Below are 14,303 nucleotides of genomic sequence, written 5' to 3' on the forward strand. Positions count from 1 at the left end.
CTCCTGTGGTTAAAACGGCATGGACAAGACCAGAGTGGCCATATCCGGCCGCCACTCATATTCAGACAGGGCAATTCTGCCTTGGTTCACTTGTACGCCTTCGCTGCGCAGCAGGCTCATCTGTAGCTGAAACGGATGGGTATCCTTGGCAAAGGAGATTTTCCCCTGACTGTTGATAACCCTGTGCCAGGGCAGCGCCAGGCTGTCCGGCGCCTGTTTCAGTGCCCGGGAAACATAGCGTGCCCGTCCTGGCAAGCCGGCATAGTCGGCAATCTTGCCATAGCTTGCCACCCGACCTTCGGGGATCAGTGCAACTATGTGCCAAATCTTCTGCATTGGACTCAGTGGCGGGGCGCTCGTTTCCGGGGTCATCTTGGCTCCTGATGCTATTGGCGCAAATTATAATACCATTCCATAGCGGAGGTTACTCACTTGGCAAAAGTGCCATGGCGGCTCTGTGCTGCACACGCAAGGTTTGCCTTTTGATGCTTTTTCGCCATAATGGCGCCCATTGAACGCCAAGTCGAGTAAATTGAGAATATAACCCTATGGCAATTATGGATATTTTGACGGTTCCTGATCCCAGGCTCAAGCGTAAAGCCAAGCCTGTCACCGAAATAGAAGCCGTGCAGCCTTTCATCGATGATCTGTTGCAAACCATGTATCACACAGACGATGGTATCGGCTTGGCCGCGACCCAGGTGGGCAGCGAACACGCAATAGTCGTCATTGATATCTCAGAAGAGCGCAATCAACCTTTGGTGCTGATCAATCCGCAGATCACTGAGTCCAGCGGCGAATTTATCGGTGAAGAGGGCTGTTTGTCCATTCCCGGTTATCGCTCCAAGGTAAAACGCTTCGAGTCGGTCACAGTCAATTATCTGGATCGCCAGGGCCAAGCCCAGACGCTCCACAGTGATGATTTCCTGGCCATAGTGCTGCAACATGAAATCGATCATCTGCACGGCAAGGTATTTATCGAGCATCTCTCCCGCCTTAAACAGGAGATGGCACTGAAGAAGGTGCGTAAGTTTACCGCTTAAGCGATAGACTTAAGTTGGGCTTCGCTGCAGCTTGGCAGTTGCAGCGGCAGCTCAAGCAATATGCTCAAACCGCCCTGAGGCCGGTTGACCGCTTGGGCCGAGCCGCCCAGGAGCTGCATACACTGGCGCACAATCGCCAACCCCAGCCCATAACCTCCCTGAGAGCTGTGACGCGCTTCATCCAAACGGGTGAAAGGGTTGAACAAGGCTTCCAGTTGCTCCTTGGGGATCCCGGGTCCATTATCGCTGACACTCAATTGCAGCCTGCTATCACCCAATTTGCCGTCACCCAACTGAGATACCTGGATTTCCACTCGGCAAGTTTCACCGGCATATTTGAGGGCATTGCGACAGACATTTTCCAGCGCCCGCTTCAAGTAGGCCATATCGGTATGCAAAGTTTGCTCATCAATGGGGGCCTGTGCCCAGACTATGCTTTGCTTGGGGCCAGACTCAAACTCCAGATCCTGCAGCAGTGAGCGGCGTAATTCTGTCAGGGTAAAAGGCGCTGCCGTCAGCTTCATGAAGCCGTTGCTCAGACGGCTGAAGTCTAAAATAGTGTTAATCAATTGCGCCATCTCTTCGCCCTGGCGTCTTAGCCTGGCAAGCGGTTGTTGATGTTCCTCCCCCAAGCGATTTTCCAACAGATGTAAGGCCAGCTCCTGCCGGGCAAGGGGAGTGCGCAGTTCGTGGGAGACATCCCTCAGTAACCGCTGCTGGGTCTGAATGCTCTTCTGTAGCTGCTCGGCCATATGGTCAAAGTCGGTCGCCAACTGGAAAAACTCCGGCTGCTTTATTGAAAAATGGCCGGCAATCCGGGTATCGAGTTGGCCCTGTGCCAGCTGACGGGTGGCGCTGCGCAGTAAACTCAGCGGCTGGATCAGATAGCGGCTCAGCAGACGACTGAACAATAAGAGCACCAGTAGTCCTACCAGGATACGGATAAGCCAGAGGCTTTTATCCAGTTGCTGCGCCGGGTGTAAAGAGGCGTTGAGCTGCACCACCAAGAGCAGGGGATTGTCCGGCTCCAGGCTATTGCGTAATGGCAGACCTATCAAAGGTTTTTGCACCCTGTCCCCCATAGGCTGCTGCAACTGCTTGAGGAAATTGAGTTTGTAAACAAAGTGCGGGTGCATTTCCCGCTGACTCACCGCCTGCTGCTTGCTATCCAGTACATAGAGTACAAATGCCTGACGCCCCTCCCAATCCGCCAGTCCGGCTAGATCGCCCCTGACGATATAGTCGTTGGCCTCATCGGCCAGTTGCTGTAACTGGCTTTGGGTTTGCTGGGGCAGCAGTAACAAGCGGTTTAGCAACATGGCTTCAATACCACTGGCGAGCAGCAGGATAAGCAGTAGTGACACACCAAAATAGCCAAACAGTCGCCATTGGAGTTGGGAAAACAGGCCGGAAAAGGGCAGCAAGGCAAGCTCCTGAATTATTCGCTGAAGTCGAGAATATGTTTCGATAATCATTCTCATTTATTCTATCTCGGGTTAAGGCTTTGGCGCCAGCACGACTTGTCAGTTGGCTAAAGTTCGCTATACTGTATAAAAATACAGTATTGGTGTTTTTCATGTCTCTTTCAGCCAAAACTCACTCTGTAAAATCTGATCCAGCAAAATCTCAGGCCTTGAACGGTCTGCTGGAGCGCCGGGATCTCTGGTTGGGGCCGGGCAGTCAGGGCAAAACATTGGGGTATCCCAGTGGTTTTGAAGCATTGGATGCGCAGCTCAGTGATGCAGGGTGGCCAAGGCAGGGTATTTGTGAACTCTTCAGCCAATCTCCTGGGCACGGGGAACTCAGCCTGTTGTTGCCTTTGATGCGTTATTTACTGCCGGCTCAGTGTGGCTCTCATTTCGAAAGAAATCATTCGGCAACAAGTCAGTCCGAAAAAAATCAGTCCAAAAGAAATCAATTTAGAGGGGATGAGTCCAAAGATGCCATGATAATGCTGATAGCGCCGCCATTGCAGCCGCTGGCACAGAGCTTTGCCCAGCACGGTATTGCCGCCGAGCGTATTTTGTTGCTGGAGTTAACCCAGCGTAAAGAGGTGCTCTGGGCCATGGAGCAAGGGCTGAGCAGCGGCGCCTGTCCCCTGGTGCTGAGTTGGCTGGACAAGCTGACACTGAGTGAGGCCAGAAGGTTGCAACTTGCCGCAGAGCAGGGCAAGGCGCTGGGAATTTGCCAGTTGCCTATGGCTCAGGTAGACAGTAATCATCCTGTTACCCTAAAGCTGGCTATCAGCACGGCTGGCGTTAATACCGCCAGGCTGCAAATTTTAAAGCGTCGCGGTGGTTGGCCCGTCCCTGAATTGCATCTGCGTGGCTTGCCGGCACTGGCGCTTGAACTGCCCCATGTCGAGCCGGGTGTGGTAACCCTGAGAAACGGCAAGGCGGGTCTCAATCATAGATTCAGTAACTCGACTTGCTCAAATCATTCAAACCATTCCGGCAACAAGGCCACTGTGCTTCACAACTCTGGTTTACATGGCACTGGTTTTCATAGCACTGGTCTTCACAACTCTGGTTTTCATAGCACTGTGCTTCATGGTCCTTGGGGGATGGCGCAGTCAAGGATTGCTGCATCCAATGAATGCGCGGCTAATCCCTGGACGGCACGGCAAGAGTCAAATAAACCCGCGGGGCTTTTCCCAAGCGCTAATCCGCAACCGGCCAATTCTCAAACGGCCCAGAGCCAAGCCGCTCAAAGCCATACTGCTCAGAGTCAAGAGGCTATCTGAGATGCCCCAGGTATGGATGGGAGTCTGGTTTCCACAGCTATTGCTGCAATATCAGCGTTATCGCCTGGCTATGCTGGGCAATATGGCGGGCACTATTACCGGTACTATGACCGACACTGTGACAGGTACTATGACTGGAAGTATGACAGGCAGAGGTGCGGCTCAGGTTCAAACACGCGTTCAAACTCAGCCCCAAACCCAAAATCAACCAAAAGCAGTGCCAACCGCTGCGGCGTCAGAGCCTTTTGATCCCCAAGTCCCCATGGCCTTGTATGACAGCCGGAAGCTGGTTATACATTCGGCCTGTCCCGCCGCTCAAGCAAAAGGCGTTACAGCTGGGATGAGTATCGGCAGCGCTCAGTCGCTGCTCGGAGAGTTGCAACTCTGGCCACTGCAGGAGGTGGACAGCGAGGCGTTGCGGGATTGGTTATGTCAGTGGAGCTATGATTTCAGCGCCAGAGTCTGGCCGCCGTTGTTATCCGGACTTACTGAACAAGCGGCTCAAAGTGCGGCCGATGCGCGCTGGCCTACAGATACCCTGCTGCTGGAAGTGGGGTCCATGGTTAAACTGTTTGGCAGTTTGAGCGCCATTGTCGAGGCTTATCTCAACAAAGTCGCCGCCTATGGTCTGGAATGTTCATTGGTGCTGGCACACAGACCGCTGGATGCGGCGATATTGGCGCGGCATACTCACGCCAGCATCAGCGCGGTATCAGCTGCCTTCATGAGCACGCCCACAGATGAAAAAGCCGGGCGCCTCAAGGTGCATCACGACTTACCGCCAGATTTACCACTGGATTTGCTGCCATTAACCCAAGAGGAGCGGCAACGGCTCGGCGCGCTTGGGCTGACGACTCTAGCCATGCTTGATGCCTTACCCCTTGCCGAGTTGGGGCGACGCTTTGGTCAAGGTTTGCTGCAGCTGCTGGCACAAATCCAGGGGCGTTTGCCCTGTTGCCGCAAGGGATATGAGTTACCCGAACAGTTTCAGGCCAGGTTGACCTTGCTGCATGATGTTGAGTGGGTTCAGGGATTGCTGTTTCCATTGCAAAAGCTGCTGGGGGAATTGGCAACCTATTTGCGGATCAGGCAGTTGGCGGTGCAACAGTTGGAGCTGTGGCTGAAGTTTCGCGAGCCAGAGACCCCGGCGCTGCAACTGACACTCAACTATCCCTTCGGAGAATATCAACTGCAGGGACTATCTCAGCTCTGCCGCTTACAGCTGGAAGGATTGCAACTGCCGAGCCCGGTCGTCGATATTGAGCTGCGAGCCAAGCAGTTTGGGTCGCAGCAGCAGGGCAGTCGAGAGTTGACCGAGTCCAGAGAAGGGCAGCAGCAGGATGCCAATCAATTACTCGCCAGATTACAGGCCAGGTTAGGTAACCATAAGGTGCGCTCTTTGGTGTTGGCGGCCGATCCCATGCCTGAACTGGCCAGTACGGCGGCTCCCCTGACTCGCTGGCCGCCACCGGCAAGGCCGCCCGTTCAGCCGTCGCTGGCGCTGCGGCCTCTTTGGCTGCTGCAAGAGCCGCAAGCCATTGCTCCTGAAGCCGTGGAGCTGCTTAGGGGGCCGGAAAGGTTACAGAGCCCCTGGCATTCAGGGTCTTTTCCCTGCCGGGATTATTTTCTTGCCCATCATAAGGAGAGCGGCGGTCTGTGTTGGCTGTTCCGCACCGCTAATGGGCTCTTTCTCCATGCTTGGTTCAGCTGATGTACGCCGAATTGCATGCTATTTCCAATTACAGTTTTTTGCGCGGGGCTTCCCACCCGGATGAGTTGGTGCAGCAGGCTGCCAAACTGGGCTATGAGGCCATCGCCATTACCGATGAGTGCTCTCTGGCGGGTGTGGTCAAGGCGCATGAGGCCGCCAAAAAAAGCGGTATCAAGCTGATTGTCGGCGCCGAATTCCACCTGCCGGAAGGTTGCCTGGTGCTGCTGGCAAAAAATCGCCGGGGCTATGGTCTTATCAGCACTCTGATAACTAAAGGGCGGCGCCGGGCCGATAAGGGCAAGTATCGGTTAACCCTGGATGATTTTGCGGCCATTGACCGCGGCTGCTTTTGCCTGTGGCGGCCACCATCTGTGAGCGAGTTGTTGGCGCAAGCCGACTTGCAAAGCACTGAGCACCAGAGTCTTGGTCAGCAGAATGTCGATCATCAGAACTCTACAAACCAGGGAATAGGCAACCAAAGCCCAAGTCAGCAAACCCCTTGGCTGACGCAGCTGCAGCAGCGCAGTCTGACACAGTTGAATACCCTGACGGCACGGGTTAAAGCCGCGTTTTCACTGCCGCTTTATCTCTTGATGGAGCGGCAACTGCAACCCGGAGAGGCCTGGTATCTCGAGGCCTGTGAGGCGCTGTCGAGTTGTTTTTCCCTCCCCTGTGTCGCCGCCGGTAATGTGCAGATGCATCTTGCCGAGCGGCAAAGGTTGCACGATGTGCTCAGCTGTATCCGTCATGGCTGCGCCGTGCCCATGGCCGGCGAGCTGTTATCGGGTAATGCCGAGATGGCGCTTAAGCCGATAACAGCTATGGCCAGGCGTCACCCTCAAGCCTGGTTGGCAAGGAGTTGTGAGCTGGCGTCCCGGTGTCATTTCAGTCTGGATGAACTCAAGTATGAGTACCCGGCCGAGTTGGTGCCAAGCGGCCTAAGTGCCAGTGAATATCTGGCACAAGAGGTGGAAAAGGGCGCCCGCAGGCGTTTTGGCGAGGCGGTTCCACCTGAAGTACAGACTCAGTATCGGCGCGAGCTCAAGCTGATTGCCGAGCTTAATTACGAATACTTTTTCCTGACTATTTATGATCTGGTCTGTTTTGCCGCCAGGCAAGGGATACTGCATCAGGGACGAGGTTCGGCCGCCAACTCTGTGGTCTGTTATTGCCTCGGGATCACCGAGGTGGATCCCACCAAGGTCAACATGCTGTTTGAGCGTTTTATTTCCAAGGAGCGCCATGAGCCGCCGGATATCGATGTCGATTTTGAACATGAACGCCGCGAAGAGGTGATCCAGTATATCTACCAAAAATATGGTCGTGAGCGTGCAGCCCTGGCCGCCAGTGTGATCACTTATCGTTTCAAGAGTGCCATGAAAGATGTTGGTAAGGCTCTGGGGCTCAGCGAGCAACGGCTCGATGAGCTGATAGGCGCTGTCGATCGCCGCGATCCGCAAGTGCCTTGGCAGCAGCAGTTGCAACAAGGCAAGCTGTTGCCACAACAAGGTTTGGGGCAGTGGCTGCTGCCGCTGGTGGAGACCCTGATGGGTTTTCCAAGGCACTTGTCGCAACATGTCGGCGGCTTTGTGATTTCGGCCGGGCCATTGGCCGAGCTGGTGCCGGTAGAGAATGCCGCCATGGCCAAGCGCACAGTGATCCAATGGGACAAGGATGATCTCGAGAGCCTGGGGCTGTTAAAGGTTGATGTGTTGGCGTTGGGAATGCTGACGGCGATCCGCAAATGTTTCGAGTTGATCTCCCGCCACATTCATCCCTTTGCTATGTCGGATATTCGTTGGGAAGATCCGGCTGTCTATCGTATGTTGCAGCAGGGCGACAGTATGGGGGTGTTTCAGGTGGAGTCGCGAGCCCAGACCAGCATGCTGCCCAGGCTCAAACCCGCCTGTTATTACGATCTGGTAATACAGATAGCCATAGTGCGCCCGGGTCCAATTCAAGGAGACATGGTGCATCCCTTTCTGCGTCGCCGCGATAAAATCGAGTCGGTCACTTTTCCTTCGGCCGAAGTGGAAAATGTATTGTCACGCACTCTGGGGGTGCCCATTTTTCAGGAGCAGGTGATCCAATTGGCCATGGTCGCCGCCGGTTTCAGTGGCGGGGAAGCCGATCAGCTCCGCCGCGCCATGGCTAGTTGGAAACGCAGTGGCGAGCTGGAACAATTTGAACACAAGCTGCTTCAGGGGATGACGGCCCGAGGCTACAGTGACACCTTTGCCAGGCAGATATTCAGCCAGATCCGCGGCTTCGGCGAATATGGGTTTCCCGAGTCTCATTCGGCCAGCTTTGCGCTCCTGGCCTATGTTTCGGCCTTTCTCAAACACTATTACCCGGTGGCGTTTTGCTGCGCCTTGCTCAACAGTCAACCCATGGGCTTTTACAGCCCGTCACAGCTTATTCAGGATCTTCGTCATCATGGCGGCCAGGTGTTGCCGGTTTGCATCAACCTCAGCCAGTGGCACAGCACACTGGAGCGACAAACCGATGGCTCCTTGGTACTGCGCCTCGGGTTCAGGTTGGTCAAGGGATTATCCGAGCACAGCGCCGCCAAGATAGTCGCGGGTCGGGGCGAGGGCTTTACTCACTTGTCGCAGTTGGCGGCTCTGGCACTGCCAAGGCGTGAGCAGGAGGCGCTGGCCAGCGCCAATGCCTTTGCTACCCTGGGGGGCGATCGCCATCAGATCAGGTGGCAGTTGGCCGCCCGTCAGCAGAGTTTGCCCTTGTTTGAGCTGCCGGACGAGGCCGATTTTCGCCTTGAAAGTGCCTTGCCAGAGGTCACCGAAGTTGATGCCTTGCTGGCTGACTACGCCTGTACCGGGCTAACTCTGGGGCGCCATCCTCTGGCACTGCTCAGAGAGCAGGGGTTACTCGGCAAGTGTCACAGCGCCGCCTCTTTGTGGCAGTGCCGTCATGGCCAGAATGTGACTGTGGCGGGGCTGGTGGTCGGCAGGCAAAGGCCTGGCACCGCCAGTGGAATCACCTTCATCACCCTCGAAGATGAAACCGGCAATGTTAATCTGGTGGTGTGGAGTGATACGGCCAGAGCCCAGAGACAGGCTTATTTGAGCGCCAGGATCCTCAAGGTGAGTGGGGTCGTGGAATTTTCGTCCGGCGTATTACATCTGCTGGCCGGTCGGCTGGAGGATATCTCGGGCAGTATGCACGCGCTGGTGGTACACTCGCGGGATTTCCATTAGCCGATAACCCATTTTAAGCTGCTGTTGCCTGTGAAAATAATACTGCTGACCCATGAAAGAGAGCTGAATCGAGCCAGTAATACAGCCACCCTGGCGCTTAATGCTTATCCGACTCTGTGTAAGCGGGTACTGTGGGCGCGTAAAGCCCCGGATGCTTGGTTAATGGAACATTTGTCTTTGGGGCAAACCGCCTTACTCTATCCGCAAACCGAAGAAAGTACTTCCGAAGAAAGTATTTCGCGAACTCGAGCTGCAAATGAAAGCCCAAACTTAAGCCAAAACCAAGACCCAAACCCAACTCCAGACCCAAGTTCAAAGCTAAACCCAAGCCCCGCTCAGGGCGCAACATTGCCTCAGGAAGCCGTTCAGAAAACTGCTCTGAAAGCTGCTCTGAAATTAGGGAAGCCGCTAAATTCGCTGGTCATACTCGATGCAACCTGGCAGGAGGCCGGCAAGATGTATCGCCAAAGCCCCTATCTGCAGTCGCTTGCCAGAGTTGAACTGCAAGCAGAGCAGGGCTCGGCGTTTCGCTTACGGCGCAATCAGCGCCAGGGCGGGTTATGTACCTTGGAATGTATTGCGGCTGTTTGGCAAGACTTGGGTGGAGACTATAGTATCGCCGCCAGGCGGTTACTCAGTGAATTTAATCAATGGCAGGCTGAGATAAGAGGGCCGGCCTAGCTGCGCTAGAGTTGGCACAGCAAGCCGGAAGCCGTCTCTCTAGGGCGGCGCTGAGTTAAGCCTATTCGCCTGCGTTAGATCACCGTCAGATAAACACACAGGAAATGGCAAACGGCGCCGCCCAATACAAACAGATGCCAGATGGCATGATTGAAAGGGATCGCCTTGGTGGCGTAGAAGATCACCCCCAAGCTGTAGCTCAGCCCCCCGGCCAACAGCAAGTTGAACCCGGCAGTTGACAGGTTATCGATAAGCTCAGGCAACACGGCGACGCAGAGCCAGCCCATGGCCAAATACAGCATCAGGCTCAGCGCCTTGAATCTGTGAATAAAGCAGCTCTTGAACACTATTCCCCCCAGTGCCAATAACCAGATGGCTATCAGCACCCATTCTTCCTGGGCATCGGCCAAAGTAATTAACATCAGCGGGGTATAGGTTCCGGCGATTAACAGATAGATGGCGCAGTGATCCAGCATCTTGAGGCGCCGTTTCCACACTGGCTGAGGAATGCTGTGATACAGCGTCGAGCAGAGAAACAGCAGGATAATACTGCTGCCATAGATGGTTACACCTGTTAACTGAATGGCGTCCAGCGAATGCCAGCCCTTGAGCAACATCAGCACTAATCCCAGAATGCCGGCAATCACCCCCAAACCATGGCTGACGGTATTGGCTATCTCTTCATTCAGACTGTATCCAGCGGAAAACTGGCCATTGAACTGGGCTTCGGCTGCTGGGGTTTTGCTGTTGGGCATGATTGACTCTCTGGTTCGACCTCATTGAAAGTGAGTCTAACAGCGCCGTAGCGCCATGGCCAGATAAAAGTGTACAGCTGTTCGCTGAGATTGATTTGTTCTTTAAACCGTATCGTCTGCATTTTTGCAAACGTCTAATGCTGCACCTTAACAACTCGTTGCTCGGCTTCCAAGTCGCTTTTTACAGTTATTGTGTTCAGAGGATCCCGTCAGCCTTATTCGACAAAGGTTTTACCTGTTTTGTTTGAAGCCGTCGATTTGAGTTTGTAGCGTAAATTGCTTTTCAAACAAGGGAATGAACTTTTTACCGAGGGTTTTCTCTAACACTGAGTTTACATTTGGTGAAGGATAAATCAGCGGCTTATGCCTCCACATTCAGATAAATTGATTGCCAGCCGAGACGAAAGCCCGGCGACAATGGCAAGCTTGAGCTTCAGCATTCCGGGTAGGGATGCTGCCTTTGAGCTTGATCTGGATGAAATCCTTAACACTTGCTCCTGCCAACCAAGCCATTTTCACACACATTCGATTGCCCCTCTCTTTGCCCAATCGCCTTTTAGTCAACAGCTTGGGGTTCAACCCCAATGCCTGGCGCGAGTTGGCATGACTAAAAAAGCAGAGCAGGGGGATGCTGAGGCAAAGGGCAACGCCTTCAGTAGTTGGACCGTGGCGGGAGCCGCGCACTTAGTGCTATTGCTGGGGTTATCCTGGTTTTGGCAGCAGGCCGAATGGCGAAGAGTGGTGACTGAGCCTGCCAAACCCAAGGCGTTGCAATCCTATCTTTATTTCAGTCAGCCCAGCCCCAAACCGTTAACGCCAGTGCCGGAAGCCTTGGCCGAAGAAGCAATAATCCAGTCCAAGGAAGCGATAGAGGTTAAAAAAGCTGACTCAAGCAAGCGTTCTGAGCCACAAAAAACCGAGCAACAAAACACTGAGCCACAAAAGCAGGCTGCCAAAGAGCCGCTGCAAGAGACTGAACAAGTGGCTGTGCAAGAAACTGTTCAAGAAGCTGGGCAAAACACTTGGCAAGACAGGGTTCAAGACCAGAATGAGCAAAGCATCCCCAAGACTCGGGCTCAAAGCGTTAAGTCTATTGGTAGAGTCATTGAAGAAACGAAAAATGCAGCCGTATCTGCGCCAGAGCGAACAAATGACTTTAAACCGCAGCCGGCAGAGCAAGCTCAGCTTGACTTCAGTTCAAGCGCATTAAAGTCTGCCCGAAAAGTATTGCAACACTCTCAACAGCAGGCGCTGCAGCAGCTATCACAGCAATATGCGGATAAGGCCACGGGACGCAAGAGCCTCAGTGAAATGGATGGGGAGATGGAGGAGCTTTGGGTCAATGACGCCGATGATTTCAATAAAGTGGCCAGTCTTGATCTGCCGCTCGACCCCAACCGTATCGTCAAGGATGGTGATACCTGCTATCGGGTCGTCAAGGTGCCGACTCCGCTCAATCCCTACGCCGAAAATTTGGGGTTTCCATTTAAGTGCGGTCAGACAGAGATGGAAAAAGCACTCAAGGAGGCGGTAGCCAGCCGTCTAAAGCGGCTTGGTAAGTGAGTTTTGCAATCAATTTATTTGATTGGAAATAGGTTGATTTCCAAATTGCTGTAAATATTTTTATTAACTTCAAACAATTAACTTGTGATTTTAATGGGTTTAATCCTGCGGCAAGTTTTGCCATTGGGCTTGTTTCCCGCTTCGGCTTGTGCTTATACTCGGCAGCAATCTTGTCGGAGTGCCCTCTGGGCTGAGACCGTTTATTCGGGATCCGTTGAACCTGATCAGGCTAGCACCTGCGAAGGAAACAAGCATTCAGCTGCAGCATTACCGCAGCCACTGCGAGCAAAAATCTATGCCAAAGGCTTTAAAGAGCCGAGGCGATATCTGGCTTCTCAAGCGGACATTGAACTGACCTGAAACCACGAGGTCAGTCTGCCAACACCGCCGGATGAGGACTCCAAATCAAGGAGTTTAACCAGTCAGCTCGCGCCGCTTATTATTCAACTCTCCTGACAAGCAATTTCATTTTCCAAAAGAGTGAGCTTGCTTATGTCAAATCGTCAATCCAATCGTCGTCAAACCCGTGAGGCCGCCCAGGCTTTTATCGATAACCTTAAACCCTTGTTGCATCCCAATTCACAGAAGCTGTTTGTTCAGGGTTCCCGGGCCGATATTCAGGTTGCCATGCGCCAAATCAGGCAGACAGACACCCGAATACCAACCCAAGATGGCAGCGCGCAATTTGAACCCAATCCCGCTGTACGTGTTTATGATTGTGCCGGCCCTTACTCAGATCCCAACGCGGCTATCAATGTGCGCCAGGGCCTGGATAAACTGCGCCAGGGCTGGATCTTAGAGCGTGATGATACGCAAGAGCTGACTTCGGTCAGCTCCAGTTTTACCCAGCAGCGGCTGGCGGATGAAGGGCTGGATCATTTGAGATTCGACGCTTTGCCCAAACCGCGCCGGGCCAAGCCGGGTAAGCGGGTGACCCAATTGCATTACGCCCGCGCCGGCATTATCACTCCTGAAATGGAATATATCGCCATTCGTGAAAATATGGCCCGGGCCAACGAAGCGCTTGCCAAAGATCCGCAGCTGGCCCGCAAGGCCAAAGGAGAAGCCTTTGGCGCTATAGTTGCCACGCCGATAACCCCTGAGTTTGTCCGCAGCGAAGTGGCCCGTGGCCGCGCCATCATTCCCGCCAACATCAACCACCCGGAAGCTGAGCCTATGATCATCGGCCGCAACTTTTTGGTGAAGGTTAACGCCAATATCGGTAATTCGGCGGTGACCTCTTCCATCGAGGAAGAGGTGGAAAAACTGGTGTGGGCCACCCGTTGGGGCGCCGATACGGTAATGGATCTGTCCACCGGCCGTTATATCCACGAAACCCGCGAATGGATAGTGCGCAACTCGCCGGTGCCCATAGGTACCGTGCCCATCTATCAGGCGCTGGAAAAGGTCAACGGCATTGCCGAAGATCTCAGCTGGGAAGTGTTTCGCGACACCCTGATAGAGCAGGCCGAACAAGGGGTGGATTACTTCACCATTCATGCCGGGGTCTTGCTACGCTATGTGCCCATGACGGCCAATCGGGTGACCGGCATGGTATCCCGCGGCGGCTCCATTATGGCCAAGTGGTGCCTGAGCCATCATAAGGAAAACTTCCTCTACAGCCATTTCCGCGACATCTGTGAGCTTTGCGCCGCCTATGATGTGTCACTGTCGCTCGGTGACGGCATGCGCCCCGGCTCGATTGCCGATGCCAACGACGAGGCTCAGTTTGCCGAGCTGGAAACCTTGGGTGAGCTGGTGAAAATCGCCTGGGAATACGATGTGCAGACCATAATCGAAGGGCCGGGCCATATTCCTATGCAGCTGATCAAGGAGAATATGGACAAGCAGCTTGAGTACTGTGATGAGGCGCCTTTCTACACCTTGGGGCCCCAGACCACGGATATTGCGCCCGGCTATGATCATTTCACCTCTGGCATAGGCGCGGCGATGATTGCCTGGTACGGCTGTGCCATGCTCTGTTATGTGACCCCCAAGGAGCATCTGGGGTTGCCTAACAAGGAAGACGTTAAACAAGGGCTTATTGCATACAAAATTGCGGCGCATGCCGCCGATGTCGCCAAAGGACATCCAGGTGCCCAGTTGCGCGACAATGCGTTGTCAAAGGCCAGATTCGAGTTTCGCTGGGAAGATCAATACAACCTGGGGTTGGATCCCGATACCGCCCGGGCGTTCCACGATGAATCCCTGCCTCAGGAGTTTGCCAAGGTGGCGCATTTTTGCTCCATGTGCGGCCCCAAGTTCTGCTCGATGAAAATCACCCAGGATGTACGCGACTATGCAGCGTCTCTGGCTGCGTCCTTATCTGCATCTCAGCTAGCTTCGGGGGATTCGTCAGGGCCAGACGCGGCAGAGCGCCAAACCGAGCCTGTGCAGGCAGAAGAATTGACGGCACAGCCGCTGGAAGTACTGGATGCCGAGGCAGGGATGGCGCGGATGTCGGCGCAGTTCAAGGCCGCTGGCAGCGCCCTGTATCAACCGGCAACAGTAGGCGAAAAGTCCGAGTCCAATCCCAACCCAAAGCCTAAGTCCAAGCCAGAGGCTACACGCTATGAAGAGGAAGCCTGA

General features: G+C 54.2%; 10 protein-coding genes and 1 riboswitch. Of the genes, 7 read left to right on the forward strand and 3 right to left on the reverse strand.

What is annotated here, in order from left to right; genetic code table 11:
* Positions 1-9: 9 nt before the first annotated feature.
* Positions 10-372, reverse strand: coding sequence for an MGMT family protein (locus CBE72_RS11140; protein WP_037436559.1), 363 nt, complete (start codon positions 370-372; stop codon positions 10-12).
* A 176-nt stretch (positions 373-548) separates the two neighbouring features.
* On the opposite strand from CBE72_RS11140, the gene def reads away from it, so the two are divergent.
* Positions 549-1,043, forward strand: coding sequence for a peptide deformylase (gene def / locus CBE72_RS11145; RefSeq protein WP_100143582.1), 495 nt, complete (start codon positions 549-551; stop codon positions 1,041-1,043).
* Here def and CBE72_RS11150 read toward each other — a convergent pair.
* On the reverse strand, positions 1,040-2,467 hold the full coding sequence (locus CBE72_RS11150; RefSeq protein WP_229671788.1) for a HAMP domain-containing sensor histidine kinase: 1,428 nt from the start codon (positions 2,465-2,467) through the stop codon (positions 1,040-1,042). The genes def and CBE72_RS11150 overlap by 4 nt on opposite strands.
* A gap of 152 nt (positions 2,468-2,619) precedes the next feature.
* Here CBE72_RS11150 and CBE72_RS11155 point away from each other — a divergent pair, with 152 nt between their 5' ends.
* Genes CBE72_RS11155 through CBE72_RS11170 form a run of 4 tightly spaced genes read left to right on the forward strand, consistent with a single transcriptional unit; the run spans position 2,620 to position 9,396 of the window.
* Positions 2,620-3,786: an ImuA family protein gene (locus CBE72_RS11155; RefSeq protein ID WP_157929070.1), complete on the forward strand. Its 1,167-nt coding sequence runs from the start codon at positions 2,620-2,622 to the stop codon at positions 3,784-3,786.
* Between the two features lies 1 nt (position 3,787).
* Entirely contained in the window at positions 3,788-5,497 is a 1,710-nt protein-coding gene (locus CBE72_RS11160) for a Y-family DNA polymerase (RefSeq protein ID WP_100143585.1), read from the forward strand.
* The gene (locus tag CBE72_RS11165) at positions 5,497-8,715 is read left to right on the forward strand and encodes an error-prone DNA polymerase (RefSeq protein WP_100143586.1); all 3,219 of its coding nucleotides are present in this window, start codon (positions 5,497-5,499) and stop codon (positions 8,713-8,715) included. Before CBE72_RS11160 ends, CBE72_RS11165 begins: the two co-directional genes overlap by 1 nt.
* Positions 8,716-8,745: 30 nt before the next feature.
* The gene (locus tag CBE72_RS11170) at positions 8,746-9,396 is read left to right on the forward strand and encodes a tRNA-uridine aminocarboxypropyltransferase (protein WP_157929071.1); all 651 of its coding nucleotides are present in this window, start codon (positions 8,746-8,748) and stop codon (positions 9,394-9,396) included.
* Between the two features lie 74 nt (positions 9,397-9,470).
* Here the strand turns inward: CBE72_RS11170 and trhA are convergent, their stop codons facing one another.
* Positions 9,471-10,151 (reverse strand): PAQR family membrane homeostasis protein TrhA, encoded by a 681-nt coding sequence (gene trhA / locus CBE72_RS11175; protein ID WP_100143587.1) that lies wholly within the window; start codon positions 10,149-10,151, stop codon positions 9,471-9,473.
* 603 nt (positions 10,152-10,754) lie between these two features.
* Here trhA and CBE72_RS11180 point away from each other — a divergent pair.
* Both CBE72_RS11180 and thiC read left to right on the forward strand, forming a co-directional pair.
* On the forward strand, positions 10,755-11,714 hold the full coding sequence (locus tag CBE72_RS11180) for a hypothetical protein (RefSeq protein WP_100143588.1): 960 nt from the start codon (positions 10,755-10,757) through the stop codon (positions 11,712-11,714).
* A gap of 164 nt (positions 11,715-11,878) precedes the next feature.
* Positions 11,879-11,978, forward strand: a riboswitch (TPP riboswitch).
* Positions 11,979-12,206: 228 nt separating this feature from the next.
* On the forward strand, positions 12,207-14,303 hold the full coding sequence (gene thiC, locus CBE72_RS11185; RefSeq protein WP_100143589.1) for a phosphomethylpyrimidine synthase ThiC: 2,097 nt from the start codon (positions 12,207-12,209) through the stop codon (positions 14,301-14,303).

The sequence above is a fragment of the Shewanella carassii genome, assembly GCF_002777975.1.
In the GTDB taxonomy this organism is placed as follows: Bacteria; Pseudomonadota; Gammaproteobacteria; order Enterobacterales; family Shewanellaceae; genus Shewanella; species Shewanella carassii.